This is a genomic window from Arthrobacter sp. NPDC058097 (assembly GCF_042884885.1).
Classification (GTDB): domain Bacteria; phylum Actinomycetota; class Actinomycetes; order Actinomycetales; family Micrococcaceae; genus Arthrobacter.
Window position 1 is genome coordinate 34,762 of sequence record NZ_JBHVSZ010000007.1, and the last position, 26,619, is coordinate 61,380.

General features: G+C 65.4%; 26 protein-coding genes. 10 read left to right on the plus strand and 16 right to left on the minus strand.

Going from position 1 to position 26,619, the window contains the following annotated elements; genetic code table 11:
- Nucleotides 1-287: 287 nt before the first annotated feature.
- From ACFVTE_RS13165 to ACFVTE_RS13180, 4 genes are all read right to left on the minus strand, one after another.
- Nucleotides 288-968: a cyclodeaminase/cyclohydrolase family protein gene (locus ACFVTE_RS13165; RefSeq protein ID WP_387101041.1), complete on the minus strand. Its 681-nt coding sequence runs from the start codon at nucleotides 966-968 to the stop codon at nucleotides 288-290.
- Nucleotides 969-1,092: 124 nt separating this feature from the next.
- Nucleotides 1,093-1,869, minus strand: coding sequence for a glycoside hydrolase family 16 protein (locus ACFVTE_RS13170; protein WP_387101042.1), 777 nt, complete (start codon nucleotides 1,867-1,869; stop codon nucleotides 1,093-1,095).
- A 130-nt stretch (nucleotides 1,870-1,999) separates the two neighbouring features.
- Nucleotides 2,000-2,473 (minus strand): VOC family protein, encoded by a 474-nt coding sequence (locus tag ACFVTE_RS13175; protein ID WP_387101044.1) that lies wholly within the window; start codon nucleotides 2,471-2,473, stop codon nucleotides 2,000-2,002.
- Between the two features lie 128 nt (nucleotides 2,474-2,601).
- Entirely contained in the window at nucleotides 2,602-2,985 is a 384-nt protein-coding gene (locus ACFVTE_RS13180; RefSeq protein WP_387101045.1) for a VOC family protein, read from the minus strand.
- Nucleotides 2,986-3,082: 97 nt separating this feature from the next.
- Here ACFVTE_RS13180 and ACFVTE_RS13185 point away from each other — a divergent pair, with 97 nt between their 5' ends.
- Nucleotides 3,083-3,493 (plus strand): DUF3054 domain-containing protein, encoded by a 411-nt coding sequence (locus tag ACFVTE_RS13185; RefSeq protein WP_387101046.1) that lies wholly within the window; start codon nucleotides 3,083-3,085, stop codon nucleotides 3,491-3,493.
- 146 nt (nucleotides 3,494-3,639) lie between these two features.
- Entirely contained in the window at nucleotides 3,640-3,921 is a 282-nt protein-coding gene (locus ACFVTE_RS13190; RefSeq protein ID WP_377966439.1) for an Lrp/AsnC family transcriptional regulator, read from the plus strand.
- A 167-nt stretch (nucleotides 3,922-4,088) separates the two neighbouring features.
- Here ACFVTE_RS13190 and trpD read toward each other — a convergent pair whose 3' ends face one another.
- Nucleotides 4,089-5,147, minus strand: a complete 1,059-nt coding sequence (gene trpD / locus ACFVTE_RS13195; protein WP_387101047.1) for an anthranilate phosphoribosyltransferase — start codon at nucleotides 5,145-5,147, stop codon at nucleotides 4,089-4,091.
- A 208-nt stretch (nucleotides 5,148-5,355) separates the two neighbouring features.
- Between trpD and ACFVTE_RS13200 the strand changes: the two genes are divergently transcribed.
- The 4 genes from ACFVTE_RS13200 to ACFVTE_RS13215 all read left to right on the plus strand — a co-directional run bounded on the left by ACFVTE_RS13200 (nucleotide 5,356) and on the right by ACFVTE_RS13215 (nucleotide 9,629).
- Nucleotides 5,356-5,934, plus strand: a complete 579-nt coding sequence (locus ACFVTE_RS13200) for a heme-copper oxidase subunit III (RefSeq protein WP_043418354.1) — start codon at nucleotides 5,356-5,358, stop codon at nucleotides 5,932-5,934.
- A gap of 87 nt (nucleotides 5,935-6,021) precedes the next feature.
- On the plus strand, nucleotides 6,022-6,810 hold the full coding sequence (locus ACFVTE_RS13205; RefSeq protein WP_387101048.1) for a c-type cytochrome: 789 nt from the start codon (nucleotides 6,022-6,024) through the stop codon (nucleotides 6,808-6,810).
- Nucleotides 6,811-6,910: 100 nt separating this feature from the next.
- On the plus strand, nucleotides 6,911-7,981 hold the full coding sequence (locus ACFVTE_RS13210) for a Rieske 2Fe-2S domain-containing protein (RefSeq protein WP_387101049.1): 1,071 nt from the start codon (nucleotides 6,911-6,913) through the stop codon (nucleotides 7,979-7,981).
- A complete protein-coding gene (locus ACFVTE_RS13215) occupies nucleotides 7,959-9,629 on the plus strand; it encodes a cytochrome bc complex cytochrome b subunit (RefSeq protein WP_387101051.1) in 1,671 nt (556 codons plus the stop codon). The genes ACFVTE_RS13210 and ACFVTE_RS13215 overlap by 23 nt, the downstream gene beginning before the upstream one ends.
- A gap of 109 nt (nucleotides 9,630-9,738) precedes the next feature.
- On the opposite strand, the gene ACFVTE_RS13220 is transcribed toward ACFVTE_RS13215, so the two are convergent.
- Entirely contained in the window at nucleotides 9,739-10,530 is a 792-nt protein-coding gene (locus tag ACFVTE_RS13220) for a GntR family transcriptional regulator (protein ID WP_387101052.1), read from the minus strand.
- 186 nt (nucleotides 10,531-10,716) lie between these two features.
- Between ACFVTE_RS13220 and ACFVTE_RS13225 the strand changes: the two genes are divergently transcribed.
- Nucleotides 10,717-11,010 carry an HPr family phosphocarrier protein gene (locus ACFVTE_RS13225; protein WP_387101054.1) on the plus strand — a complete coding sequence of 98 codons (294 nt, stop codon included), beginning with the start codon at nucleotides 10,717-10,719 and terminating at the stop codon, nucleotides 11,008-11,010.
- Nucleotides 11,011-11,103: 93 nt separating this feature from the next.
- Here the strand turns inward: ACFVTE_RS13225 and ACFVTE_RS13230 are convergent, their stop codons facing one another.
- The 5 genes from ACFVTE_RS13230 to ACFVTE_RS13250 all read right to left on the minus strand — a co-directional run bounded on the left by ACFVTE_RS13230 (nucleotide 11,104) and on the right by ACFVTE_RS13250 (nucleotide 16,286).
- Nucleotides 11,104-11,505, minus strand: a complete 402-nt coding sequence (locus ACFVTE_RS13230; RefSeq protein WP_387101056.1) for a cytochrome c oxidase subunit 4 — start codon at nucleotides 11,503-11,505, stop codon at nucleotides 11,104-11,106.
- Complete coding sequence (gene ctaD, locus ACFVTE_RS13235; RefSeq protein WP_387101057.1) at nucleotides 11,502-13,223, minus strand: cytochrome c oxidase subunit I; 1,722 nt, start codon at nucleotides 13,221-13,223, stop codon at nucleotides 11,502-11,504. Before ctaD ends, ACFVTE_RS13230 begins: the two co-directional genes overlap by 4 nt.
- Before the next feature lie 10 nt (nucleotides 13,224-13,233).
- On the minus strand, nucleotides 13,234-14,106 hold the full coding sequence (coxB, locus tag ACFVTE_RS13240) for a cytochrome c oxidase subunit II (RefSeq protein WP_387101058.1): 873 nt from the start codon (nucleotides 14,104-14,106) through the stop codon (nucleotides 13,234-13,236).
- Nucleotides 14,107-14,291: 185 nt separating this feature from the next.
- A complete protein-coding gene (locus ACFVTE_RS13245; RefSeq protein ID WP_306923786.1) occupies nucleotides 14,292-14,681 on the minus strand; it encodes an iron-sulfur cluster assembly accessory protein in 390 nt (129 codons plus the stop codon).
- Nucleotides 14,682-14,840: 159 nt separating this feature from the next.
- Nucleotides 14,841-16,286 (minus strand): dipeptidase, encoded by a 1,446-nt coding sequence (locus tag ACFVTE_RS13250; protein ID WP_387101059.1) that lies wholly within the window; start codon nucleotides 16,284-16,286, stop codon nucleotides 14,841-14,843.
- Nucleotides 16,287-16,416: 130 nt separating this feature from the next.
- On the opposite strand from ACFVTE_RS13250, the gene ACFVTE_RS13255 reads away from it, so the two are divergent.
- Nucleotides 16,417-17,007: a DUF3043 domain-containing protein gene (locus ACFVTE_RS13255; RefSeq protein ID WP_387101061.1), complete on the plus strand. Its 591-nt coding sequence runs from the start codon at nucleotides 16,417-16,419 to the stop codon at nucleotides 17,005-17,007.
- 116 nt (nucleotides 17,008-17,123) lie between these two features.
- Here ACFVTE_RS13255 and ACFVTE_RS13260 read toward each other — a convergent pair whose 3' ends face one another.
- Nucleotides 17,124-18,188, minus strand: coding sequence for a quinone-dependent dihydroorotate dehydrogenase (locus ACFVTE_RS13260; RefSeq protein ID WP_387101062.1), 1,065 nt, complete (start codon nucleotides 18,186-18,188; stop codon nucleotides 17,124-17,126).
- 127 nt (nucleotides 18,189-18,315) lie between these two features.
- Between ACFVTE_RS13260 and ACFVTE_RS13265 the strand changes: the two genes are divergently transcribed.
- Nucleotides 18,316-19,296, plus strand: a complete 981-nt coding sequence (locus ACFVTE_RS13265) for an alpha/beta hydrolase (protein WP_387101064.1) — start codon at nucleotides 18,316-18,318, stop codon at nucleotides 19,294-19,296.
- 28 nt (nucleotides 19,297-19,324) lie between these two features.
- Here ACFVTE_RS13265 and ACFVTE_RS13270 read toward each other — a convergent pair whose 3' ends face one another.
- The 3 genes from ACFVTE_RS13270 to leuA form a co-directional block, all read right to left on the minus strand.
- A complete protein-coding gene (locus ACFVTE_RS13270; protein WP_387101066.1) occupies nucleotides 19,325-20,146 on the minus strand; it encodes an isoprenyl transferase in 822 nt (273 codons plus the stop codon).
- Nucleotides 20,147-20,148: 2 nt separating this feature from the next.
- A complete protein-coding gene (gene recO / locus ACFVTE_RS13275; protein ID WP_387101068.1) occupies nucleotides 20,149-20,898 on the minus strand; it encodes a DNA repair protein RecO in 750 nt (249 codons plus the stop codon).
- 91 nt (nucleotides 20,899-20,989) lie between these two features.
- On the minus strand, nucleotides 20,990-22,729 hold the full coding sequence (gene leuA, locus ACFVTE_RS13280) for a 2-isopropylmalate synthase (protein WP_387101070.1): 1,740 nt from the start codon (nucleotides 22,727-22,729) through the stop codon (nucleotides 20,990-20,992).
- Between the two features lie 252 nt (nucleotides 22,730-22,981).
- On the opposite strand from leuA, the gene ACFVTE_RS13285 reads away from it, so the two are divergent.
- Nucleotides 22,982-24,934, plus strand: a complete 1,953-nt coding sequence (locus ACFVTE_RS13285; protein ID WP_387101071.1) for a M13 family metallopeptidase — start codon at nucleotides 22,982-22,984, stop codon at nucleotides 24,932-24,934.
- A gap of 99 nt (nucleotides 24,935-25,033) precedes the next feature.
- On the opposite strand, the gene ACFVTE_RS13290 is transcribed toward ACFVTE_RS13285, so the two are convergent.
- A complete protein-coding gene (locus ACFVTE_RS13290) occupies nucleotides 25,034-26,614 on the minus strand; it encodes an LCP family protein (protein WP_387101072.1) in 1,581 nt (526 codons plus the stop codon).
- Nucleotides 26,615-26,619 lie beyond the last annotated feature (5 nt).

Below are 26,619 nucleotides of genomic sequence, written 5' to 3' on the forward strand. Positions count from 1 at the left end.
GTGACGCCGGGGACAACTGCAGGAAAAATTCATGATGCGCGCCACCTGATTGGGACGGAAGTCAGGGTGGAGCGGGCTGGAACGGTCATCCGTGTGGGCTACGTGGAAACCGCCACGCCCTCAGGGGAACTCTTCTGGATCAGGGCGAACGGGTGCGAGCCCCGTGAGCTATTTGGTTCGGCGCTGGGTCACACGGTTGTCCCGGCGTCGGAACCTGGCCAGATCGCCGGCTGAATCGCGACCCGTCCCCGCGCGGCGGGAGCCGCGTCCTAGGAAAGAGCGCCGCCCTAGGAGCCGGAGCCTCCAAGGCCGGAACCACCCGGGCCGGAACGGTGGTTCACCTCGGCAGTCAGCCGGTCGATCCGGGCGACCGCGCCGTCCAGGTTTTCCACTGCCGCCCACAGGACAGGCTGCTCTTCCCGGATCTGCTCCGGCGTGCGGCCTGCGGATGTGAGCGCGGCGAGGTCGAAACTCACGTTGGTCCGTGCCCCGGTCACCGCTGCCCTGAGGGCCCCGAAGGCGACGACGACATCGGCAACCAAGGCCCGGTTCCCGTTCGACGCCAGCCACTGCAGGTCCGCAATGGCACCGATGGCGCGCTCCCCGAGCACGGCAGAAGCCCTGGCAGCGTCCACGGATGCCCGGTGAATCGCATCCTCCCGTTCCGGCCCCGGATTTAGCCGGAAGGCGGCGCCGAAAGCCTTGGAGGCTGAAGCATCCTCGTCGGCCAGCCGCAGCGCGTCTTCCCGCAGCGAACGCACCCGCGCATGAACGTCTGCCAGTTCCTGGCGCTGGCGCCCGTAAGCTTCCGTATATCCGGCGACCATGGACGCCAGCGACGCGGCGATGGCAAGCATGACGCCCGCGCCGGCGCCGCCGCCAGGGGAACCAACGGACTGCGCCAGGGCCTGCGTCCAATCCTCAACTGTCGAACGCTGGGTGGTCACCGCCTTCGCATCATCACTCATGGCACCAGTCTGCCCCACGCCGCACCGTCTGGTCAGCCGGAAACGCTATGGGGCGACGCCGACAGAAAACCGGACGACGGCGGGAGCTCCCGCCGTCGTCCCCGGAGACTTTGCTGATGCGGCGCTACCGGTAAACGCGCACCCAATCGACGATCATCTGGGTTTGGTTGGTGATGGTTCCGTCCGGGAACCAGTCGAGCTGCAGCGTCTGGTGCATTCCCACCGTCGGCAGATGGGACGGGGTCGTATCGATGTACCACGGGACGCCGTCGATGTAGCCGGTGATACCGGTCCGCGTCCACTCGACGGCGTAGTTGTGCCACTGCGTAAGGTCGATGGCCTTGGCCGCCCGGGTCTGATAGTTGGACCGCGTGCAGGCATAGTGCAGGCTGAACTTGATCACGTTGACGTTGCCCAGCGCCTCTGCGTAATCAACCTCGGCGCAGTTCGGCGACTTGTTGTCGTTGGGCCACAGCAACACCACGGGGTGATATTCCACATCCCGGATGCTGGTTCTCATCCGCGTCTCCCAGCGGCCGTACTTCTGTTGGGCGAACTTGGCGGACACCCCGCCCGTGGTGCCATGCGCGTCACCCGTGATGAAGAGCGCCCCCCAGGCAACTTTCACTGCCTTCGGGCTGCGGATCCCGTTGCCGTCATGGCCGACGCTGTCGTACACCTTCCACTTCAGCGGGTTGGGGGGTCCCAAATAATTGAACTCATCACCGGCCACCACCGGGCCCCAGTTCCGAACAACGGCGGCCTGTACGTTCGGCACGACAGTCGCCGCGAAGGCCGCGTCCCCGTGTCCGCCGGAGAAGTCCTCGTTCAGATTAACTGCCGCCACATTCAAGGCAACGGCAACGACGATTGCCGTTGCCACCTTTCGCCTCCACAGCATGATCTCACCTCGGTTTGCAGCCTTCGCAGCGCCCCGCCCAACGCATCGTGTTCAGTACCCTGCCGACAGGGTACTGAGAGCAACTTGGGAAAACCTTGGGTTCCCGGGGGAAGGCCGGCTTACCGGGGAACTACCCGCCGTCGTAAGCCCGCTGAAGTTCGGCGATAACCAGCTTCTGCATGCCCAGCATGGCCTGGACCGCACGCTGGGCGCCGGCGGGGTCCGGCCCGTTAATCAGCTGGCTGAGGACCTTCGGCACTATCTGCCACGAAACTCCGTACCTGTCCTTGAGCCAGCCGCACTGGCTTTCGCTCCCGCCGTCCGTGAGCGAATTCCAGTAGCGGTCCACCTCTTCCTGCGAGGCGCAGTCCACCACGAAGGACACTGCCTCATTGAAGGAGAACGCGGGCCCACCGTTCAGTGCCTGGAAAACCTGGCCCTCGATTTCAAACTCCACGACGACAACCTGGCCTGCCGGCCCGGGCCCGGCCTCACCGAAGCGCGAGACGCCGGTAATCGAGGCGTTATCGAAGACTGACACGTAGTATTCGGCCGCTTCCTCCGCCTGGGTGTCGAACCACAGGCAGGGTGTGATTTTCTGCACGCCGCTCTCCTTCTTCGTGAGGCCCTTAGCCCGCCCGACGGGCGTCGGCACCCCAGGACCTCCTGCATTCCGCCCTGAGACTAGTCCCGCCAGGTGCCAGGGACAATGGGGCGGGCACAGGCTCCTGCTCAGGCGGGGGTCCCGGCGCCGGACGAGTGGCTCACCAGCCCGACGCTATTTCCTTCACTGTCCCGGATGAACGCCATCCATTCGTCCGTGCCCGCAGGGCCGAGCCGGGCATCCTCGTGATGGAAGATTACGTGCGGGGCGCCCACCACCTCCACTCCCCTTGCCTGCAGCTCAGCCACGCACGACCGGACGTCGGCGACGTTGAGGTAGATCAACGACGACGGCGCTCCCCGCTCCAGCAGGAGCCGGACGCCGTCGAGATCGAAGAACAGCAGTCCCGGCGGATCGAAGACCGCAGCCGGAGCGTAACCGAGCAGGGCGGAGTAGAACTCCGCCGCCCGGTCAAGGTCCTCCGCATGCAACGCAATCTGGGTGAGCTTCACCAGGCCTCCTTCGGGGTGCACATTTGTTCCTGCCTGACATCGTCAGGGCATATTCCCGCAGGGGCAAGAGCCGCCAAAAACGGATAGGCTCGGAAGCATGCCTTCCACAACAGACCGTTCCGGAACACGGGCAGTTCCGGCCGCCACGGCAGCCGCAGCAGCAGCGGATTTCATCCTCATCCTGACATTTGCCGCCGTAGGCCGCGACGCCCACGCGCGCGGCGAATCAGTCATCGGGATCCTGTCCACGGCCTGGCCGTTCCTGGCCGGTGCAGCCGTCGCCTGGCTGCTGCTGCGGGTCTGGCGGCGGCCCCTGGCGATATGGCCGGCCGGGGTGGCTGTCTGGCTGGGCACCGTGGCCATCGGGATGGCGCTGCGGGCGCTGACGGGACAGACGGTGGTCCTGCCATTTGTGATTGTTGCCCTGCTGAGCCTGGCGGTGTTCCTCCTGGGCTACCGCCTCATCGTCGCCATAGTCCTCCGCCTCCGCGCCCGCCGGCGCGCCTGACTCCTGCGGGCAGGCCCGGCCCCGCGGGCCGGGCCGAGTCCTGCGGGCCGGTCTGGTCGCCGGCGGCCCGGCGGGTGGCCACCCATGTACCACCAGCCCATGTATTAGGCTGGCAGCACAGCTCAACAGATCCGGAAGGGTTCACAGTGGTCACCGCATTCGTCCTGATCAAGACAGACGCCTCGCGCATCCCCGAAACGGCCGAGGAAATATCCGCCATCGAGGGCATCAGCGAGGTCTACTCCGTCACCGGGGAATGGGACCTGATCGCCGTTGCACGGGTGGCCCAGCACGAGGACCTCGCGGACGTCATCGCTGACAAGCTGTCCAAGGTGCCCGCCGTCGTGCACACCACCACCCATATCGCCTTCCGTGCTTACTCACAGCACGACCTCGATGCCGCGTTCGCGCTGGGCTTCGAGGAGTAGCTGGGTTTCGAGGAGTAGCTGGGTTTCGAGGAGTAGCTGGGCTTCGAGGAGTAACTGGGCTTCGAGGAGTAGACGTCCTGTAACACCCCGTTGGACAACAAGGGAGGGGCCGGGCACCTGCAGGTGCCCGGCCCCTCCCTTGTTATTGCCTCGGGCTGCTGGGTGTCTTAGGCCTGCGAGAGGCTAACCCACTTGTCGAGAACCGCAGCGGCTGCGCCTGAACCAATGGATTCTGCAGCCCGGTCCAGCGCAAGCTTCATGCGGTCAGTGAGCGGACCGTCGGCCTGAAGGTCGTAGGCCACCAGACCCGCCGCCGCGTTCAGCAGGACAGCGTCCCTGACCGGGCCCGTTTCCCCGGCCAGGACATTGCGGACGACGGCGGCGTTCGCCTGCGCGTCGCCGCCGCGCAGCTGCTCGACGGTCGCCTGAGGGATGCCCAGGTCCTTCGGCGAGAAAGTCTGTTCGGTCACCTCACCGCCGCGGATCTCCCACACGGTGGACGGTCCCGTGGTGGTCAGCTCATCCAGGCCGTCGCTTCCACGGAACACCAGGCCGCGGCTGCCGCGCCGCGCCAGGACGCCTGCCACCAAAGGTGCCATCCGTGCGTTCGCCACTCCCACTGCGGAGGCCTGCACCCGGGCGGGGTTGGTGAGGGGGCCCAGGAAGTTGAAGGCTGTTGGGATCGCGAGTTCACGACGGGGCACCGCGGTGTGGCGGAACGACGGGTGGAAGACCTGGGCGAAGCAGAAGGTGATGCCCGCTTCCTCCGCGTTCCGGGCAACGTTGGCAATGGGGAGGTCGAGCCGCACGCCCAGCGCTTCCAGGACGTCCGCGGATCCCGACGACGACGACGCCGCCCGGTTGCCGTGCTTAACGACCTTTGCGCCCGCGCCGGCACAGACCAGTGCGGCCATCGTGGAGATGTTAACGGTGTTAAGTTGGTCACCGCCGGTGCCTACAATGTCCAGCTTCTCGCCGGTGATGGAGATCGGATTGGCATGGGACACCATGGCGTCAACCAGGCCGGCAATCTCTTCTACGGTCTCGCCCTTGGCGCGTAGCGCAACCAGGAAACCGGCGATCTGGACGGGTGTGGCGGACCCCGACATGATGGTGTCCATGGCCCACGATGTACTGTCCGCGCTCAGGTGTTCGCCATTCAACAGTGCCGAGATGAGGCGCGGCCAGGTGTTACCTGCCGCCGGTGCCGATACCTGAGAAGTCACCTCCTGATGCTATCGAGGAGCCCGTCGCAAAGACCAATGTGAACGCCACCGGGAACTTTTCAGCGCGATTTCGCGTCTTTGTAGAAAAAGTCTCCGCAAAAGGCGGTTTGCGTTGGGCAAGCCGAAGTTTTACAGACATAATGTCTATGTGACATCTGCGACCCATGCCCCCAGTACCCCTGCGCACCCTACGCTGAACCGCCCGAATATGGTCTCCGTCGGGACCGTCGTCTGGCTCTCCAGCGAGTTGATGTTCTTCGCCGGCCTATTCGCCATGTACTTCACACTCCGGTCCACTTCCGGCCAGATGTGGGCTGAAGAGACGGCCAAGCTCAACTTCCCCTTTGCGCTCGTTAACACCATCGTCCTCGTGGCAAGTTCCTTCACTTGCCAGATGGGCGTTTTTGCCGCCGAAAGGCTCCAGCCGCGACGCAGCGGCGGGCCGCTCCAGTTCACCCGCTGGGGCATGAACGAATGGTTCACCCTGACCTTCCTCATGGGCGCATTCTTCGTTGCCGGCCAGACCACGGAATACGCCATGCTGGTCTCGGAGCACGTGTCGCTGTCCTCGAACGCCTACGGATCCGCCTTCTACATGACCACCGGCTTCCACGGCCTGCACGTCATCGGCGGCCTGGTCGCCTTCCTGCTCATCATGGGCCGCTCCTTCGCCGCCAAAAAGTTCGGTCACTTCGAGGCGACGTCGGCAATTGTCACCTCTTACTACTGGCACTTCGTGGACGTCGTGTGGATTGGCCTCTTCCTGGTCATCTACGTCCTCAAGTAGTCCAGGCTTTCCCCCTCTCTCCAGAGAGAACGAATTTAAAGAAGCGGCTCACGGAGCCGACGCACGATCGAATAAAGGAACCACCACGTGAAGGCACTCTCGCAGAAGCGACGTCACCCACTGGCAGCAATAGCCCTGCTGTTGATGGGCCTCCTCCTCACTGGTGGGCTGTACGCCGTTGCCACCACCGTCAACGAGGCCAAAGCCAGCACTGCAGAGTTCACCGCCAGCGATACACAGGAAGGCAAGAAGCTCTTCGAAGCAAACTGCGCCACCTGCCACGGCATGGGTGCCAGCGGAACGCAGGACGGTCCCTCACTGGTTGGCGTCGGCGCCGCCGCTGTTGACTTCCAGGTCGGCACCGGCCGCATGCCCATGCAGATGAACGGACCCCAGGCCTACAAGAAGCCAGCCCAGTTCAACGACACCCAGACCCACCAGCTGGCCGCGTACGTTGCTTCGCTGGGTCCAGGTCCGGCCATTCCGGCCGACGAATACCTCGACGAAAAGGGCGATGCCGCCAAGGGTGGCGAGCTGTTCCGCACCAACTGCGCCATGTGCCACAACGCTGCGGCTGCAGGCGGTGCACTGACCCGCGGCAAGTTCGCGCCGGCGCTGGCTGATGTCTCGGGCAAGCACATCTACGAAGCCATGGTCACCGGACCGCAGAACATGCCGGTGTTCAGCGACTCGAACATCACCCCCGAGGGCAAGCGCGACATCATCACCTTCCTGAAGCAGATTGAAGCCAACGGCTCCCCGGGTGGCGCAGACCTGGGTGCCCTGGGTCCCGTTTCGGAAGGCCTGTTCGTGTGGATCGCCGGCCTCGGCGTCATCATCGCCTTCACGATCTGGCTGACGTCCCGCACGTCCTAGCCAACCCGGCAACAAAAGAATGTCCTGCTGATCACTCGGCAGGTTTGGAACTGAACATTAACTCGGCAAAAGCCGAGACGAGAGAAGGATGAGGCGAATCATGGGCAACCATAGTGACGGCAGTCCGAACCACTCGGGCACCGTAGCTACGGCTGGTCAGCATGAGGTGGAGAAATTCCAGGATCCTGGAATTCCCCCGCACCGCTTGCGCCTGGCTGACACGGACCCGAAGGCCGCCAAGCGGGCAGAACGGCAGGTTGCTGCACTGTTCGCAATCTCAGTCGTTGGCACCATCATCTTCCTGGTGGCGTACTTCGCCATCGATTTGGGAGACGACTCCAGCGTTGCGACGATCCGCCTGCAGAATGCGCTGCTCGGCATCGGAACGGCGTTTGCCATGCTCGGCATCGGCACCGGCATCGTGCACTGGGCCAAGGCCCTCATGCCGGACCACGAAGTTTCCGAGGAACGCCACGCGATCCGCACGGAGGACGACCGCCAGGCTGCGGTCCGCATCGTCGACGACATCGTGGAGGAAACGGGCATCAAGCGCCGTCCCCTCATCCGGAACACCCTGCTCGGCGCAGTCGCACTGGCACCCCTGCCGGCCCTCGCCATCTTCGGTGACCTCGGACCGCGTCCGGACGACAAGCTGGCGCACACCATGTGGGCCCCGCAGGACGGCAAGCTCAAGCGCCTCACCCGCGACCCCGATGGCACCCCCATCAAGGCCTCGGACGTCACCATCGGTTCCGCCTTCCACGTCATCCCGGAGGGCCTCAACGAACTGCACGAGGGCAAGCTCAACGAAAAGGCCAAGGCCGTCGTTCTGCTGATGCGCCTCAACCCGCAGGACCTCAACATCTCTGCGGGCCGTGAGAACTGGAGCTACAACGGCATCGTTGCGTACTCCAAGATCTGCACCCACGTCGGTTGCCCTGTTGCCCTCTACGAGCAGCAGACGCACCACCTGCTGTGCCCGTGCCACCAGTCGACCTTCGACCTGACCCAGGAATGCAAGGTTATCTTCGGCCCGGCAAGCCGCCCGCTCCCCCAGCTGCCCATCGCAGTTGACGATGAGGGCTACCTGGTCGCCACCAGCGACTTCAAAGAACCTGTAGGACCAAGTTACTGGGAGCGTGATGAGCATGAGCGCAGCGTCAACAGCTGAAGCCCCCGCCTACGTAGCCAACACCAAAGTCGGACGGTTTACTGACTTCGTCGACGAGCGCGTCGGCGGATCGGGCATCCTCCGCGAATTCGGCCGGAAGGTATTCCCGGACCACTGGTCCTTCATGTTTGGCGAGGTGGCGCTGTACTCCTTCGTCATCCTGCTGATGTCGGGAACCTTCCTGACGTTCTTTTTCGATCCTTCCATGGCGGAGACGCACTACGCCGGCTCCTACACCCCGCTGAAGAACGTCGAAATGTCCGTCGCCTACAGCTCGTCGCTGGACATCTCCTTCGACGTCCGCGGCGGCCTGTTCATGCGCCAGGTCCACCACTGGGCAGCACTGCTGTTCGTGGCCTCCGTGGCGGTGCACATGCTCCGCGTGTTCTTCACCGGCGCGTTCCGCAAGCCCCGTGAAATGAACTGGGTGGTGGGCGGCGTCCTGCTGATCCTGGCCATGGCTGCCGGCTTCACCGGATACTCCCTCCCCGATGACCTGCTGTCCGGCAACGGCCTGCGCATCATCGACGGCGTGATCAAGTCGATCCCCGTGATCGGCACCTACATCTCGTTCTTCCTGTTCGGTGGAGAGTTCCCCGGCACGGTCATCATCAGCCGCCTCTACACGCTGCACATCCTGCTCGTGCCGGCACTGATCCTGCTCATGATCGTCATCCACCTCTTCATGGTGGTTGTCCACAAGCACACCCAGTACCCCGGCCCGGGCCGCAACGACCACAACGTCGTTGGTTACCCGCTGGGCCCGGTCTACGCTGCCAAGGCCGGTGGCTTCTTCTTCATCGTGTTCGGCGTCATCGCGCTGATGGCTGCGTTCTTCACCATCAACCCGATCTGGAACTACGGCCCGTACGACCCCTCCCCCGTGTCCGCAGGCACCCAGCCTGACTGGTACATCGGCTGGGTTGACGGCGCACTGCGGCTGATGCCCGGTGTGGTCAACGGCTTCCACTTCGAATACATCATCTTCGGCCACGTCCTGACCCTGAACGTCCTTCTTCCGGCACTCGTTCCGGCAGGCGCGGTGTTCACCGTGCTGTTCACCTACCCGTGGATCGAACGCTGGATCACCAAGGACAACCGCGAGCACCACGTCCTGGACCGTCCCCGCAACGCCCCCACGCGTACGGCTATCGGCATGGCCGGATTTACGTTCTACTGCGTCATGTGGGCCGCGGCGAGCTCCGACCTCATTGCAACGCACTTCCACGTGGCACTGAACGACGTCACTTACTGGCTGCGGGCACTGTTCTTCCTCGGACCGATCATCGCGTTCGTGGTTACCAAGCGCGTGGCCCTGGCCCTGCAGCGCAAGGACCGCGAAATCGCCCTCCACGGCCGCGAGACCGGACGCATCGTCCGCCTCCCGCACGGTGAGTTCATCGAGGTGCACGCCCCGCTGGACGAGTACAAGCGCTACAAGCTGGTTGGCTTTGAGTCGCCCGCGCCGCTGCCCGCACAGCCCAACGAGCACGGCGTGGTCACCCGCAAGGAAAGCCGCCGCGCCAAGCTGTCCCGCTGGTTCTTCGAGGACAGGGTTGCCCCGGCAACGCCTGCTGAGCTCGAAGCCGGCCACGGCCACCACGAAGCCGTTGAAGCCGGCGAGGGACAGAAGACCCTGAGCCACTAGAGTCTTCACCCACGCACTGCACAGAAGAAGGCCCGGTCCTGATGGACCGGGCCTTCTTCTGTGTTTGAGGAGAATCTGTAACGCCGGGTCCTCCCCGAAGGGAGGCAGGCTACTGCTGCCGGTAACCCGACGCGTAATTACGCGTTGGCCGGACGCCGGGACGCTGCAGGGGCACCCAGAGCTTGTACCGGTCTGCCCTGTAGTAGGACACCGAGTAGTCCACCATCGCCCGGGCCACAAAGGCATGCCGCTGGATCTTCAGCAGGGGCGCACCGTTCTCGACGTTGAGCAACCTGGCGATGGACGGCGACGCAGCCGTGGCCTCGATCATGTCCTCGCCCCATTCCATGACCAGGCCGAACTGCTCACTGAGGACGTTGTAGAGCGAGGTGGGCGGCTCGCCGTCGAGCAGGCCCGGCACACGGTGGGCGGGGATGAAGTTCTCGTCCACGCTCATTGGCTCGTTATCGGCCAGCAGAAGGCGCCGGAAGCGGACCAGTGGCGTTCCCTCCTCGAGCTGGAGTTCGCGGGCCAGGAAGGCGCTGGCGGCGATCTGCTCGAAGCTCAGCACCTTCGCAGCCGGCACCATGCCGCGGCGCTGCATCTCCTCGCTGTAGGAGGTCAGCTTGACCTGGAGGTCCAGCTTCGGTTTCCGGACGAAGGTGCCCAGGCCGACCACCCGTTCGATGACCTCCTCGCCCACCAGGGCGTCGATGGCCTGCCGGACGGTCATCCGGGCGAGGCCGAACCGCTCGGCCAGGTCCCGTTCGGAAGGTAGCGCCGAGCCTGGGGGGCAGGACGTCGCTATGTAGGACCTGAGGATCTCACGGAGCTGGACGTAGATCGGCGTCCCGCTGGTTCTGTCGATTTCACCGGCAATGCCGGCCACGCTAGCCGGCACGGCGGCCGCTCCTGTATTGCATTCTCACAGTTCAAGGGTAAGCCAACACGGCCACAGGTCTAGACCAGCCCGGTCCCCCGGGCGAATTGACGGCACGGGGCCCGATATTCTTAAAGGCGAACAAAATAGAAAGACGACGGCGGCTTCCCCCCAATGTGCCATCCCGTCCAGAATGAAGGAGTCCAGTTGCCCGTTCGTAAGGCAATAGTTTCTGCGGCCATCGGCCTGCACGCCCGGCCGGCAGCGGTGTTCGTCCGCGCGGTCACGGAGACAGGGTTGCCGGTGACCATCCGCAAGGACGGCATTGACGCCGTCGACGCCCGCTCGCTGCTCGAGGTCATGACTGCCGACTTCAACTTCGGCTGCGAGGTAGAGCTTGCAGTTAAGGAATCGGCCCTCCCTGCGGGCAGGAGCCTCGGTGAGGCCGAGGCGGCGCTCTCGGGTCTCGTCGAGCTGCTGGCGTCGCAGAAGCCCAGCTAACACCGGCTGCAGCAGCGATTCAGCTTAAGCACAGAACGACGGCGGGCCCCACCGAAAAGGTGGGGCCCGCCGTCGTTCTTGGTACTGAAACGCTTAGTGCGCGTGGTCTCCGCGGCTGTACTCATAAACCCAGCCCACCAGGGCCACCAGCGCCATGCCACCGGCGATGAAGACCATCCAGAAGCCCACGGCCAGGCCCAGGAATCCTGCGGCGCAGGACAGGCCCAGAACCAGCGGCCACCAGCTCCAGGGGCTGAAGTGCCCCTGCTCGCCGGCGCCTTCGTGGATTTCAGCGTCGGCACGGTCCTCGGGGCGCATGCCCACGCGCTTGCCGGTGAAGCCCAGGTAGGCACCGATCATGCCTGCGAGGCCGCCCACCAGGAGGATGCCCAGGATGCCGACCCACTCAGACCAGTTGGTGAGGAAGCCGTAGATGATGGAAACCGGAACGAAGAAGAAGACTCCTGCTCCAAAAATCCAAGACTCGATTCTCATTGCGCGGTGTCCTTCTGATCGGCGTTGCCCAGCACGCTTGCTGCAGGTGCCGGCGATTCAACGGTGTGTGACTGGGAAAGCTCAGGGTGGTGCAGGTCCAGTGCCGGACGCTCGGAGCGGATGCGCGGCAGGGACGTGAAGTTGTGACGCGGCGGCGGGCAGGACGTGGCCCACTCCAGTGAGGCACCGAAGCCCCACGGATCGTCAACCTGAACTTTCTCGGCGCTGCGTGCGGTGATGTACACGTTCCAGAAGAACGGGATCAGGGACGCACCCAGGACGAACGAGGCGACGGTGGAGAACTGGTTCATCCAGGTGAAGCCATCCTCCACCAGGTAGTCAGCGTAACGGCGGGGCATACCTTCAACGCCAAGCCAGTGCTGGATCAGGAACGTGCCGTGGAAGCCCAGGAACAGGAGCCAGAAGTGGATCTTGCCGAGGCGCTCGTTGAGCATCTTGCCCGTCCACTTGGGCCACCAGAAGTAGAAGCCGGCGAACATCGCGAACACCACGGTGCCGAACACCACGTAGTGGAAGTGCGCCACCACGAAGTAGGAATCGGACACGTGGAAGTCCAGCGGCGGGGAGGCCAGGATGATGCCGGTCAGGCCGCCGAAGAGGAACGTGATGAGGAAGCCGATGCTCCACAGCATGGGAGTCTCGAACGTCAGCGAACCGCGCCACATGGTGCCGATCCAGTTGAAGAACTTCACACCGGTGGGGACCGCGATGAGCATGGTCATGAAGGAGAAGAACGGCAGCAGCACGGAGCCGGTGACGTACATGTGGTGCGCCCACACGGTCACGGACAGGGCAGCAATCGCGATGGTCGCGTAGACCAGGCCCTTGTAGCCGAAGATCGGCTTGCGACTGAAGACCGGGAAGATCTCGGACACGATGCCGAAGAACGGCAGCGCGATGATGTACACCTCGGGGTGCCCGAAGAACCAGAACAGGTGCTGCCACAGGACGGCGCCGCCGTTCTCCGGGTCGAAGATGTGGGCACCGAAACGACGGTCCGCACCGAGGGCGAAGAGTGCAGCTGCCAGCGGCGGGAACGCCATCAGGACCAGGATGGCCGTCACCAGCGTGTTCCAGGTGAAGATCGGCATGCGCCACATGGTCATGCCGGGGGCGCGCATGCAGATGATGGTGGTGATGAAGTTGACCGCGCCCAGGATGGTGCCGAAGCCGGACAGTGCCAGGCCGAAGACCCAGAGGTCACCGCCGACGCCGGGGCTGAACGTGGTGTTGGAGAGCGGCGCGTAAGCGAACCAGCCGAAGGAGGCAGCACCCTGCGGGGTGATGAAGCCGGAAACGGCGATGGTGGAGCCGAACAGGAAGAACCAGAAGGCCAGCGCGTTCAGTCGCGGGAACGCGACGTCGGGTGCACCGATCTGCAGCGGCATGATCACGTTCGCAAAGCCGGCAAAGAGCGGCGTGGCGAACATCAGCAGCATGACGGTGCCGTGCATGGTGAACAGCTGGTTGTACTGTTCCTTGGTCTGCAGGATCTGCATGCCGGGTTCGAAGAGCTCGGCGCGGATGAGCAGGGCCATCACGCCGCCGAAGCAGAAGAACACGAAGGACGCGATCAGGTACATGTACCCGATGGTCTTGTGGTCTGTGGAGGTGATCCAGTTGACGACGATGCGCCCCTTGGATTTGGGAACTACGGGAGCCTCAAGGATCCCGGGGGTCTGGGTGTAAGTAGCCACTTCGCTTCCCTTACTTCGTTGCGTTCAGGTTCGGGTTGCGGTCGTACTCGGGACCAAGCAGGCCCGTGTTGCCGTCCTGGCGAAGCTGGTTCATGTGAGCCTGGAATTCGGACTCGGAAACAACCTTGACGCGGAACAGCATTTCGGAGTGGTACTCACCGCAGAGCTCGGCGCACTTGCCGTCGTAGGTGCCCTCTTTGGTGGGAGTGAACCGGATGTAGTTGGTCTTGCCGGGGATCATGTCCCTCTTCTGCAGGAACGCAGGAACCCAGAAGGAGTGGATCACGTCGCGCGAGTTCAGTTCCAGGTCGACGGACTTGTTAACCGGCAGGTACAGGGTGGGGAGCTTTTCCTTGTCGATCGCCTCACCGGTGAGGTGCGCCTGGACGCCGGCCTCGTGGAGATCCTCGGTGACGACGTCGCCCTTCTTGTAGTTGAAGTCCCATGCCCACTGCTTGCCGCGGACGTCCACTACGACGTCGGCCGGCTGCGAGCGGTCATCGATCGCCTGCTGGTCACGGTCGGTGAAGTAGAAGAACACCAGGACCATGAACAGCGGGATCGTCAGGTAGAAGACCTCGAGGGGCAGGTTGAAGCTGGTCTGCCGCGGGAATCCCACGGTGCCCTTGCGGCGGCGGTAGGCCACGAGGCACCAGACGATCAGGCCCCAAGTGATGATGCCCACCACGAGGGCGGCAATCCATGAGTTGACCCAGAGGTCCATGATGCGGTCAGTGTGATTGGTGGTGCCACGCTCGGTGGGCAGCCACCCCTTCTCTACCTCTGGCGAACATCCAGTCAAAACCAACGCGCCGGCAGTTGCCAAGCCAGTGATCATAGTGATCGTTTTGCGTCGGCTGCCGGTTCGGTTCTGCGAACTCACAGACGGCCCTTCCTACTTGTTGCTGTTGCCAGGGCGGCAAAAAGCTTCCCGGGCACACTAAAAGTTTTACTACTCGGTGTAGAGCTTACCGCTCCCCGCAGGTTTTCGCCCACATGTCCCCACCGTGTGGCGGCGCCGGTTTTCACCGGCGCCGCCAAGAGGTTCAGGATGGGCTTACTTGCCCTTTAGTGGAACGAATCACCGCAGGCGCATGAGCCGCCCGCATTCGGGTTATCGATGGTGAAGCCCTGCTTCGAGATGGTGTCTTCAAAGTCGATGCTGGCACCGCTGAGGTACGGCACGCTCATCTTGTCGACGACGACCTCGACACCGTCGTAGTCGCGTACCGCGTCACCTTCAAGGAGGCGCTCGTCGAAGTACAGCTGGTAAATGAGGCCGGAGCAGCCGCCCGGCTGCACGGCTACGCGGAGGCGAAGATCGGTGCGGCCTTCCTGCTCCAGGAGGCTGCGGACCTTGCCTGCGGCAACGTCCGTCAGCTGAACCTCGTGGCTCGCCAGTTCCTCACTGGCCGTGCCGGTGGGTTCGGTGCTGTTTTCATTGGTCGTAGTGCTCATTGGCCTACCTTACTAACGACGGTTGTGGCTGCCCCGCTTGCACGGTGCCTGCCCCTACGGAAACGGTACGGGCTATAGCTACATGCTACGTCGATCCGGCGCGGAGCTCTAACTTAGTCGTAACCCTCCGCGGCCCCCCGTTGTTCCCTGCGAGGCCTGCTAGCGGAGCCCCTCTGCGTTCAGCCGTGCCAGCAGCAACGCCTCGGCAACCACCGCGTTGCGGAAGTCCCCCAGGTGCAGCGACTCGTTGGCGGAATGTGCGCGCGAGTCGGGGTCCTCCACGCCCGTCACCAGGATCTGGACCTCGGGGTACAGCTCGGTGAGGTCGCTGATGAACGGTATCGAACCGCCAATCCCCATTTCCACCGCCGGTACGCCCCAGGCCTCGCCGAGCGCCCACATGGCCAGGCCGGCAGCCGATGAACCCGTATCCGTCTGGAAGGCGTTGCCGCTCTCCCCCGGCGTGAAGGTCACCTTGGCGCCGAACGGCGCGTGGGTTTCGACGTGCCGGCGCACGGCCTCCATGGCCTCCGCCGGGTCCTGGCCGGGGGCCAGCCGGAGGCTGAACTTGGCCCGGGCGCGGGGCAGCAGGGTGTTGGAGGCAACGCTGACGGCCGGCGCATCAAAGCCGATGATCGACAGGGCAGGCTTGGTCCACAGGCGTGAGGCGATGGTTCCCGTGCCCGCCAGCTGCACGCCGTCGAGCACTGAGGCATCGGCGCGGTACTCCTCCTCGGTGAGGTCCACGGCGGTTTCGTCCCGGCCCGCCAGTCCAGCAATGGCCACGCTGCCGTCGTCGTCGTGGAGTGTGGCGATCAGGCGCGAGAGCAGGGTGGGTGCATCCAGCACCGCCCCGCCGAACATTCCCGAATGCACGGCATGGTCGAGGACCTGCACCTCGATGGTTCCGTCAACCAGTCCGCGCAGGCTGGTGGTCAGGGCCGGTACACCCACCTTCCAGTTGCTGGAATCAGCCACCACGATGACGTCCGCGCGGAGCAGTTCGCGGTGCGTTTCAAGGAACGTCCTGAAGGTCGGCGAACCTGCCTCTTCCTCCCCTTCGAAGAAGAGCGTGACGCCCAGCCCGAATTCGTCACCGAGCACCCGGGTGACGGCGCCGTAGGCGGCGACATGGGCCATGATCCCGGCCTTGTCATCTGCCGCGCCGCGCCCGAAAAGGCGCCCGTTGCGTTCGACGGCGGTAAACGGCTCGGACTCCCACAGCGCGGGATCACCGGGCGGCTGGACGTCATGGTGGGCGTAGAGAAGAATGGTCGGCTTGCCGTGCGCGGCCTCGCGGCGTGCGACGACGGCGGGTCCGCCGGGCGTGCCGTCCTCCTTGTCGCACCTCAGGATCCGGACGTCCCCGATGCCCGCCGCGCGGACCAGGCTGGCCACGGCCTCTGCGCTGGCATCCAGCGGGGCGGGGTCAAAGCTGGGCCAGGCGATGCCGGGTATGGCCACCAGGTCCTTCAGCTGTGCAACTGTGGAGTCGAACGCCGCGTCTACGGCAGCCCGCAGGGCGTCGGTGTCGATGCCGGCCGCTGTCACCCCATGCTGCTGGGCGTCGTACTGTTGCGGGGTCGCCGCAGGGAATGTAGTCATGGCCAAACACTACCTGTGTCACACGCCACAACAAATCTCGCAGTTGCGGGGATGCAGGGTGGCCCAGCCCGGCACTTGGCGGGGATCCGGGCTTGACCGGGGGCGCAGTCCGCCAAGGTATTCTGTTGTGGTGTTCGGACGTAAAAAGGAAGCGCCAGCGGCGCAGGATGTAGTAGACCAGCAGGCTGCCGAGGCAGCTGCGATAGCAGGCAAAGGCGCACCCACGCCCAAGCGCAAAGCACAGGAAGCGGCCCGCAAGCGCCCCCTCGTGCCGGAGGACCGCAAGGCCTCCAAGGAGGCGGAGCGTGCCGCCGCCCAGGAGCAGCGCCTGAAGATGCGCCAGGCCCTGGACACCGGTGACGAAAGGTTCCTGCCGATCCGCGACAAGGGGCCGCAGAAGCGCTTCGCCCGTGATTACGTGGACGCCCGCTTCAGCCTGGGCGAGTACCTGATGTTCGGCGCCCTCGTGTTCGTCATCATCTCCTTGGTGGTGCCTGCCAGCAGCAACATGATGGTCTACGTGCTGGGCGGCTTCTGGGTGATGTTCCTGGCTGTTTTCGTGGACGTGTTCATCCTGTCCCGCAAGCTCCGCAAGCGCCTCGCCGAAAAGTTCGGCGAGGTTGAGCGCGGCACCGTTTGGTACGGCTCCATGCGTTCGCTGCAGTTCCGGAAGCTTCGCCTGCCCAAGCCCCTGGTCCGCCGCGGGCAGTACCCGTCCTGATTCCTCATTTCCCCCTGCGGCGCGGCCGCCAAGGGGGCGGTCCCGGACCTAAAGCAGCAGCCCGGCGGTTCCACCGCCGGGCTGCTGCGTTTAACGCGCTGGTTTGTTCAACGCGGCTAGCGGTTCTTCGCCAGTTCCTTATTGATCCGGGCGGCCCAGAACGGCCCCTCGTACAGGAAGGCGGTATAGCCCTGGACCAGGGTGGCACCGGCGTCCAGCCGGTCCTGGACGTCCTGGCCGGTCTCCACCCCGCCCACGGAGATCAGCGCCAGCCGGTCCTGGGTGACCGACTTCAGCCGGCGCAGCACCTCCAGTGACCGGCTCTTCAGCGGTGCCCCGGAGAGGCCCCCGGCACCGCAGCCCTCCACCTTGTCCGCAGCGGAAGTGAGCCCGTCGCGGCCGATGGTGGTGTTCGTGGCGACGATGCCGTCGAGGCCGAGGTCCATCGCCAGCCGGGCGACGTCGTCGATATCCTCATCGGTGAGGTCGGGTGCGATCTTGACCAGCAGCGGGACGTGCCGGCCTGCTGACTTATCGGCTTCCTCCCCTACTGCCTTCAGCAGCGGCCGGAGGGTTTCCACGTTCTGCAGGAGCCTGAGCCCGGGGGTGTTCGGCGAGCTGACGTTCACCACGAGGTAGTCGGCCGCCGGGGCAAGGCTGCGTGCGCTGATGAGGTAGTCCTCCACGGCGTCCTCGAGCTCCACCACCTTGGTCTTGCCGATATTGACGCCGATCACGGGCCGCACCTTGGCGTGGCGCCGCTGCAGTGCAGCCCGGGCGGACTTCAGCCGCGGAGCCACGGCAGAGGCGCCGTCGTTGTTGAATCCCATCCGGTTGATGACGGCCCGGTCCTCAACCAGCCGGAACAGGCGGGGCTTTTCATTGCCGGGCTGGGCCTGGCCGGTGATGGTGCCCACCTCGACATGGCCGAATCCGAGCTCCGTCAGGGCCTCGATTCCGTGGCCCTCCTTGTCGAAGCCGGCGGCCAGCCCGAAAGGCGACGGGAAGGTCAGGCCGAGCGCGTTCGTCTGCAGGGACGCCGGCGGAGCCGTAAACCGTTCGAGCAGCCGTCCCGCTCCCACGGAATGGACCAGCCGGATTCCTTTGAAACCGATCTTGTGGGCGCGTTCGGCGTCCATCCATGAAAAGGCCAGCCTGAAGAAAGTGGGGTATACGCGCATGCCTCTAGTTTTCCGTCTTCGGGGGTGCAGACCAAATTGCGCGGTGCAGGCCAAAAGACACGGTGCAGACCAAACCGGACCGCGACAACACCGCCCGCGCCGGAACCGGAAAGCCTACGCTGGTGCCATGGAGTGGCAAAGCGACATCCTGGGGCCGGGCTTCGAGTCCTGCGCCTTCGACGCCGCGGGCGCGGACGGCATCCGCCGCAGGGCCACGCTGGTCCGCTTCACTCCCCCGGACAGCCCGGACACTCCGGACGAACGTCCTGCCGGGCCGCGCCGGGCGGTGCTGTTCCTGCACGGCTGGAGCGACTACTTCTTCAACGTGGAGCTTGCCCGGTTCTGGGACGCGCAGGGCTTCGACTTCTTTGCCCTGGACATGCACAACCACGGCCGCAGCCTGCAGCCGGGCGCCCCTGGCGGCTACGTCGCGGATCTGGGCAACTACGACGCCGAGATCAGGACCGCGGTGGGCATGATCTCGGAACCCGGTGGTCCAGGAGGCGTGCAGCTCACGCTCATGGGCCATTCCACCGGCGGCCTGGTGGCAGCCCTGTGGGCCAGCCGCAATCCCGGCGCGGTGTCCCAGCTGGTGCTGAACAGTCCATGGCTCGAAATGCATGGCAGCTCCCTGGTCCGGCGCGCGGCCTGGACCATGGTGGGGCCGATCGCACGCCTGCGGCCGGAGGCGGTGATCAGGCTGCCGGAGCGCGGCTTCTACTGGCGGAGCATCAGCAATGCGGCCGAAGGTGAGTGGACCCTGGACGCAGCCTACCGGCCGCCCTTGGCCTTTCCGGTGCGCGCGGCCTGGCTCAGTGCCGTCCTGGCCGGGCAAGCCAAGGTTGCGCGCGGCCTGGGCATCGGAATTCCCATTCTGGTCCTGCTGTCCGCCGCGAGCGAGAACGGCATGGTGTGGAACGAGGAAATGCGCCGGACGGACGCGGTGCTGGACGTCAACACGATCGCCGCGCGCGCCATATCACTGGGCACGAGCGTCACCGTGGAGCGCATCGACGGCGCCCTCCACGATGTGTTCCTGTCCGGCGCGGACGTGCGGGCCGACGCGTACGGACGCCTGGCCAGGTGGCTAAGGGGCTACGGCGGGTGAACCAACGCTGGGTACCCGGACGAGGGACCTAGAGGGCCTTGGCGGCGTCCACGGCCCCGCCGTACCGGCGGTCCCGCTGGGCATAGATCTCCACCGCATCCCAGAGGGTCCGGCGGTCAACGTCGGGCCACAGGGTGTCCATGAAGACGAACTCGGCGTACGCCGACTGCCACAGCATGAAGTTGGACAGGCGCTGCTCGCCGGAACTGCGGAGGAAGAGGTCGACGTCGGGAAGGTCCGGCTCGTCGAGGTACTTCTGGATGGTCTTCTCGGTGATGGCGTTGGGCTTGAGCCGCCCGTCGGCCACGTCCCGGGCAATGGCGGACACGGCGTCGGCAATTTCCGCCCGGCCGCCGTAGTTCACGCACATGGTCAGCGTGCAGGTGCTGTTTCCGGCGGTGTATTGCTCCGCCTCCTCGAGTTCGCGGATCACCGAGCCCCAGAGCCTGGGACGCCGGCCGGACCAGCGGATCCGCACGCCCCAGTCGTCCAGCTGGTTCCGCTGCCTGCGCAGCACCTCCTTGTTGAATCCCATCAGGAAGCGGACTTCCTCCGGAGACCGGCGCCAGTTCTCCGTGGAGAAGGCGTACACGCTGACGTATTCGATGCCCAGCTCAATGGCGCCGGCCACGACGTCCAGCAGCGCCGGCTCCCCCGCCTTGTGGCCCTCGATCCGCGGCAGGCCGCGCTGGTTGGCCCACCTTCCGTTGCCGTCCATCACAATCGCCACGTGCCGGGGCACGAACTCGGCCGGAATGGACGGCGGAACCGCGCCTGAGGGGTGCGGGTACGGGGCCACCACCGGGGTGGTGCGGCGGCGGGCAGGACTGGTCTTCTTTCCCAAGGACACTGTTAGGTACGCTCCACATGTTTGAGGGATTTCAGGACACGCTCCAGGTGCCACTGCAGATAGCTTGCCACCAGGCCCGCGGATTCGCGGCGGTGGAGCGGAAGCGAGGCATCCGCCGTCGCCCATTCCCCGGTGAGCAGCGCACCCAGCAGGGACACCGTTTCAGGCGCCGGCGCAGGCGATCCCGGCGGCCGGCAGCCGCCGCAGACCATGCCGCCGAGCGGGGCGGAGAAGGCGGTGTGCGGTCCGGGCGCGCCGCAGCGTGCGCAGTCGGTGAAGCTGGGTGCCCAGCCGCCGGTGGAAAGGGCCCGCAGGAGGTAGGAATCCAGGATCAGCTCCGGCGCGTGGTCCCCGCGGCTCAGGGAGGCCAGGGCGCCGACCAGAAGGTTGTACTGCGCTGTTCCGGCTTCACCGTCGACGTCGGTCAGCTTCTCGGCGGTCTCGGTCATGGCCGCGGCCACCGTATACCGCCCGTAGTCGGCGGCGATGTTGCCCCCGTATGCGCCTTTCGCGACGGCCTGCGTCACGATGTCGAGGGTCTTGCCGGACACGAGCTGCAGGTCTGCCACCATGAAGGGCTCCAGGCGGGCGCCGAAGCGGCTGGTGGTCCGCCGGACCCCTTTGGCCACCGCCCTGACCTGGCCGTGGTGCTTGGTCAGCAGGGTGATGATGCGGTCCGCCTCGCCCAGCTTGTGGGTGCGCAACACCACGGCGTCGTCGCGGTAGCTGCGCGCTGCAAATGATTGGGCCACGCTTTATCTTCCCATTGACTCAGTGAAAACAGCTGAGCCGCCGAAACAGCTGCGCCGCCGGCATGGACCGGCGGCGCAGCTGTTAGGAAGCTCAGGCCTGGGCGTCCCGGATGGCCCGGTTCACGGCAGAGATGACTGCCTTCAGCGCCGAGGTGCTGGTGTTGGCATCGATGCCGACGCCCCACAGGACACGCTCCCCGACGGCGCATTCGACGTAGGCCGCGGCGAGGGCGCTGCCGCCTTCGGACAGGGCGTGCTCGCTGTAGTCCAGCACCCGCACATCCACGCCGTCCTGGCCGAGGATGTCCAGCAGCGCGGCGATGGGGCCGTTTCCGGTTCCGGTGCGGCTGGCGTGCGTGCCGTCCACGCCCAGTGAGGCGTGCAGGGTCATGGCGCCGTCCTCGTCCGATTCGGTTTTCACCGACCCGAGCGAGTACCGGCCCCACTGGCTTTCCGACTTGGCGGAGGGCAGGTACTCGTCCTGGAAAATCTGCCACAGCTGGGCGCCGCTGACTTCGCCGCCGACAGTGTCCGTGCGCTTCTGGATGACACCGGAGAATTCGATCTGTGCCCGCCGCGGCAGGTCCAGGCTGTGCTCGTTCTTCAGCAGGTAGGCCACGCCGCCCTTGCCGGACTGGGAGTTGACGCGGATCACGGCCTCGTAGCTGCGGCCGAGGTCCTTCGGGTCCACTGGCAGGTACGGAACCTGCCAGGTGAAGTCGCTGACGTCCTTGCCCGCGGCTGCCGCGTCCTTCTCCAGGGCTTCGAGGCCCTTCTTGATGGCGTCCTGGTGGGACCCGGAGAACGCGGTGAAGACGAGGTCGCCGCCATAGGGGGCACGCTCCGCGACGGGCAGCTGGTTGCAGTACTCCACGGTGCGCCGGACGTCGTCGATGTCGGAGAAGTCGATCATCGGGTCAATGCCCTGCACGAACATGTTCAGGCCGAGGGTGACCAGGTCCACGTTGCCGGTGCGCTCACCGTTGCCGAACAGGCAGCCTTCAATGCGGTCAGCGCCGGCCTGGTAGCCCAGCTCGGCGGCGGCCACGCCGGTACCGCGGTCGTTGTGCGGGTGCAGCGAGAGGATGATGCCTTCACGCGGGTGCAGGTGGCGGCTCATCCACTCGATGGAGTCCGCGTAAACGTTCGGGGTGGCCATTTCCACGGTGGCGGGCAGGTTGATGATCACCTGCCGGTCGGCTGAGGCCTCGAAGACGTCCGCGACGGCGTTGCAGACCCGGACCGCGTACTCCAGCTCTGTGCCGGTGAAGGACTCCGGCGAGTACTCGTAGGTGATGTGGGTGTCGCCGAGCGTTTCCTCGTACTTCTTGCAGAGGCGCGCGCCCTGCAGGGCGATGTCCAGGATGCCGTCCTCGTCCTGGTTGAACACCACGCGGCGCTGCAGGACGGAGGTGGAGTTGTACAGGTGCACGATGGCCTGCTTGGCACCCACCAGGGACTCGTAGGTCCGCTCGATGAGGTGTTCGCGGGCCTGGGTCAGCACCTGGATGGTGACGTCGTCCGGGATGTGGTTGCCCTCGATCAGCTGGCGGACGAAGTCGAAGTCGGTCTGCGAGGCAGAGGGGAAACCGACTTCGATTTCCTTGTAGCCCATGCGGACCAGCAGGTCGAACATCTTCATCTTGCGCGCGGGGCTCATCGGGTCGATCAGTGCCTGGTTGCCGTCACGCAGGTCCACTGCGCACCAGCGCGGGGCCGTGGTGATGACTTTGTCCGGCCACGTGCGGTCCGGCAGATCAACCTTGATCTGGTCCTGGAAGGGGACGTAGCGGTGGATCGGCATTCCCGAGGGCTTCTGTGCGTTTCGCATTAATCTGGCCTTTTCTGTGATTCCTGAGTGAAAGGGTGGCCGGGCAACGCAAACTCCGCGACGAGGGTGGGCCTTGCGCTAGATCGCGTCTGAGGCCTCGCCGCGGCAGCTAAGAAGAAGGAGCTCTGCACGCACCGTTTCACAGTAACACGGGTGCGTAAGATGAAGGGGCAACACCTCCAGCAACGTCCACCATGCAGACGCTGCCCCCGGTGAAAGTGCCGGCCGCAGCCCGTCATCGAAGGAGAACCTGTGCCAATTTCGGGGATCGCCCTGTCAAACATCGACCACAGCGTGAGGCCACAGGACGACCTCTACCAGCATGTGAACGGCGCCTGGCTGAAGGACACCACCATCCCTGACGACCGCCCGCTGGAAGGCACCTTCACTGCGCTTCGCGACGGCTCCGAGCTGGCGGTCCGGGAAATCATCGAGGAAGCCGCTGCCAAGGGAGCCGAGGCCAGCGGCATCGAGCGGAAGATCGGCGACCTCTACAGCAGCTTCATGGATGAGGCAGCCGTCGAAGCCAAGGGCATGGACCCCATCCGCGGACGTCTGGCCGAGGTCTTCGCCACCGCCACCATTTCCGAGCTGCTGGCCCTGGCCGGCCGGCTCTTCCGTGCCGATGTGTCCGGACTTTTCTACATCTATCCGGCACCCGACGCCGGCAACCCCGACCGCGTTCTCCTGTACACCGGCCAGGGCGGCCTCGGGCTCCCGGACGAGTCCTACTACCGTGAAGAGAAATTCGCCCCGGTGGTGGAGTCCTACCGGGAGTACGTGGGCACCATGTTCGGCCTGGCCGGCGTGGCCGATCCCGAATACGCCGCAGCCCGGGTGGTGGCGCTGGAGACCTCCCTCGCCTCGCACCACTGGGACAACGTCACGCTCCGCGACCCGCAGAAAACCTACAACCTGAAGTCTGCGGACGAGGCACGCGAGCTGTTCCCGCTGCTGGACACGTGGTTTGACGCAGCGGACATTGCCCCGGAGAAGCGGCAGGAGATCGTGGTCAGCACCCCCGACTTCTTCGCCGGTGCCGCCGCGCTGCTGGCCTCAGAGTCACTGCCGGTATGGCAGGAGTGGCTTGCCCTAAGGGTCATCAACTCGGCGGCCCCCTACCTCTCGTCCACTTTTGTGGACACGAACTTCGCCTTCCATGGCACCACCATCAGCGGCACACCGCGGAACAAGGACCGCTGGAAGCGGGGCGTCGCCGTCGTCGAGGCCGCACTGGGCGAGGCCGTGGGCCAGATCTACGTGGCCCGGCACTTCCCCGAGGGCCACAAGGCCCGCATGCAGACCCTGGTGGGGAACCTGATCGAGGCCTACCGGCAGAGCTTCAGCGGCCTGGAATGGATGGGCGAGGACACCAAAGCCGAGGCGCTCCGGAAACTGGGGGCATTCCGGGCGAAGATCGGCTTCCCGGACGAATGGATCGACTACTCCGCCGTGGTCATCGACCCCGCGGACCTGCTCGGCAACGTGGAGCGGGCCCACAACGCCGACGTCGACCGGCACCTTGACGAGGTGGGCAAGCCGGTGGATCACAACAAGTGGCTCATGACGCCGCAGACCGTCAACGCCTACTACCACCCGATGCTGAACGAGATCGTCTTCCCGGCGGCGATCCTCCAGCCGCCCTTCTTCACCGCCGAAGCGGACGACGCCGTGAACTACGGCGGCATCGGGGCCGTGATCGGGCACGAGATCGGCCACGGCTTCGACGACCAGGGCTCGCAGTTCGACGGCACGGGCGAACTGCGCAACTGGTGGACCGAGGACGACCGCAAGGCCTTCGAAGCCCTGACCGGACGACTCGTGGACCAGTTCGACGCACTGTCCCCGTATGCCGCGCCCGGCCACAACGTCAACGGCAAGCTCACGCTGGGCGAGAACATCGGGGACCTCGGCGGACTCACAATTGCGCACAAGGCCTACCGCCTGAGCCTCGACGGCCAGGAACCTCCGGTGCTCGACGGGCTGACGGGTGAACAGCGCTTCTTCGCTTCCTGGGCCGCGGGCTGGCGCCAGGTGATCCGCGCCGAGGAGGCCATCCGGCGCCTCGCCACGGACCCGCACTCCCCCAACGAGTTCCGCACCAACGCCATTGCCAAGAACCTCGACTCGTTCCACGCCGCGTTCGGCGTCACGGAGGAGGACGGCATGTGGATGCCTCCGGCGGAGCGCGTCAGCATCTGGTGAGAGCAGAAATGCCGGGCCGCCCCTGTTCGGGGCGGCCCGGCATTTTTTGTGCCCGGATGCTTGTGGCTGGCCTGCCTGGATGTCCGGCCTGCCGGCCGGTTACTGCTGGACGATCAGTTCAGGGTTTGCCTTCTGGCAGACGGTGTCGCCCGCGGTCTGGTTGACGACGTCCTTGGGGACGGTGGTCTTGCCGTACTTAGTGCCGGACGGGAAGTCGGAGCCGAGGTACAGCTGCACGCCCGCGACGCCGGACGAAGGCGCCACCTGGGCGGCCGGAATACCGAACAGGGCTGCCACATCGGCGGCGACGTCCGCGAATTCCGGGCCGTAGTAAACCATGGTCTTTGCCGTGGTCTCGGCCTCCAACTGCCCCACCTGGGTGAATCCGCCGGCAACAACGGCCTCCACGATTTCCTGGGTCCGCGTGGCTGAGCCGGTGCCGTTGGCCACGGTGATGGGCTGCAGCGCCTTGTCATACGGCGCCGCCGTGGCGGTGGGCTTCGGGGTGGCCTTCGGAGTGGAGCTGGCCGACGGTGAGGGCGTCGCCGACGGTGACGGGGTTTCCTTCCCGTCCGGGTCGGTCAGGTCGACGTCCTTGCGCAGGGCAGCAAACAGCTGCGCGGCGGCCGGCGCGGCTTCCAGCCGGTTGGGATCGCTGGTGGCCGGCACGGTGGGCATCGCCACAAAGGCGACCTTGCCGACGTCGATCGTCTTCAGCCGGTTGGCGATCGTGATCATCGAGGGCACGGAGGCGAGTCCGTCGTCGACCGTCAGGTTCTTGGTGATGACGTCGGCGATGTTCAGCAGCTTCGCCGGGTTGGAAAGGGTGCCGTCGTCCTTGATCTTCCGGGTCAGGGAGGACAGGAAGCCCTGCTGGGCCTTGATGCGGCCGAGGTCGCCGCCGTCGCCGAACGCATGGCGGGTGCGCAGAAACGCCAGGGCCTGTTCGCCCTGCACCTGGGAGGTGCCCTTGGGCAGCCGCAGCCGCGAGTCGGGGTCATAGACGGCGTCGCTGATGCACACCGAGACGCCCCCCACGGCGTTCGACAGCTCCTTGACGGCGTTGAAGTCGGCCATCATGAAGTGGTCCACCTCCATGCCGGTCAGCTTGTTGACGGTGTCAACGGCGCAGCCGATGCCGGCTTCCTTCATGGCCTCATTGATCATGATGCCGCTGCGGGCCGGGTACTGCTTGCCGGTCTTCTGGTCGGTGCACTTGGGGATGTCCACCAGCAGGTCGCGGGGAAAGCTGATGACGTTGACCCGCTTGTTGTCCTCCGAGATGTCCATGAGCATCATGACGTCGGAGTTGCCGTAGCCGGTGGAATCCTCGGTGCTGCCGTAATTGGAGTTCTTGCCGTCGCGGGTGTCGGAACCCAGGATCAGGATCTGCAGCCTGCCGGTGGCGTCGTCCGTGGTGTCCGTGCGGCTGCTGCCGGCGCCCAGTGCGGACGTGGAGATGTTGGACTGCAGCCTGAAGTACCAGTAGCCGGCAAAGGCCAGGCCGCCGGCCAGGACCACGGCGACAACGGCGGTGGTCACCTTGAGCCACGTGGGCATGTGGCGGACATTCAGGTGCCGGGCGGCGCCCAGCCGGGAGTCCTCGGCATGCCGGGCAGCTGGCTCGGAGCGGGCGGGTGTGCCCGGTCCTTGGGCGCGGTTGTCGCGGCGTCGCACCACAGGGT

What these genes read in the sequence shown, in the direction of transcription:
- ACFVTE_RS13165 (WP_387101041.1), bottom strand. Translation starts at nt 968, where the DNA reads ATGAGTGATGATGCGAAGGCGGTGACCACCCAGCGTTCGACAGTTGAG.
- ACFVTE_RS13170 (WP_387101042.1), bottom strand. Translation starts at nt 1,869, where the DNA reads ATGCTGTGGAGGCGAAAGGTGGCAACGGCAATCGTCGTTGCCGTTGCC.
- ACFVTE_RS13185 (WP_387101046.1), top strand. Translation starts at nt 3,083, where the DNA reads ATGCCTTCCACAACAGACCGTTCCGGAACACGGGCAGTTCCGGCCGCC.
- ACFVTE_RS13200 (WP_043418354.1), top strand. Translation starts at nt 5,356, where the DNA reads ATGGTCTCCGTCGGGACCGTCGTCTGGCTCTCCAGCGAGTTGATGTTC.
- ACFVTE_RS13210 (WP_387101049.1), top strand. Translation starts at nt 6,911, where the DNA reads ATGGGCAACCATAGTGACGGCAGTCCGAACCACTCGGGCACCGTAGCT.
- ACFVTE_RS13215 (WP_387101051.1), top strand. Translation starts at nt 7,959, where the DNA reads ATGAGCGCAGCGTCAACAGCTGAAGCCCCCGCCTACGTAGCCAACACC.
- ACFVTE_RS13230 (WP_387101056.1), bottom strand. Translation starts at nt 11,505, where the DNA reads ATGAGAATCGAGTCTTGGATTTTTGGAGCAGGAGTCTTCTTCTTCGTT.
- ACFVTE_RS13245 (WP_306923786.1), bottom strand. Translation starts at nt 14,681, where the DNA reads ATGAGCACTACGACCAATGAAAACAGCACCGAACCCACCGGCACGGCC.
- ACFVTE_RS13250 (WP_387101059.1), bottom strand. Translation starts at nt 16,286, where the DNA reads ATGACTACATTCCCTGCGGCGACCCCGCAACAGTACGACGCCCAGCAG.
- ACFVTE_RS13260 (WP_387101062.1), bottom strand. Translation starts at nt 18,188, where the DNA reads ATGCGCGTATACCCCACTTTCTTCAGGCTGGCCTTTTCATGGATGGAC.
- ACFVTE_RS13265 (WP_387101064.1), top strand. Translation starts at nt 18,316, where the DNA reads ATGGAGTGGCAAAGCGACATCCTGGGGCCGGGCTTCGAGTCCTGCGCC.
- leuA (WP_387101070.1), bottom strand. Translation starts at nt 22,729, where the DNA reads ATGCGAAACGCACAGAAGCCCTCGGGAATGCCGATCCACCGCTACGTC.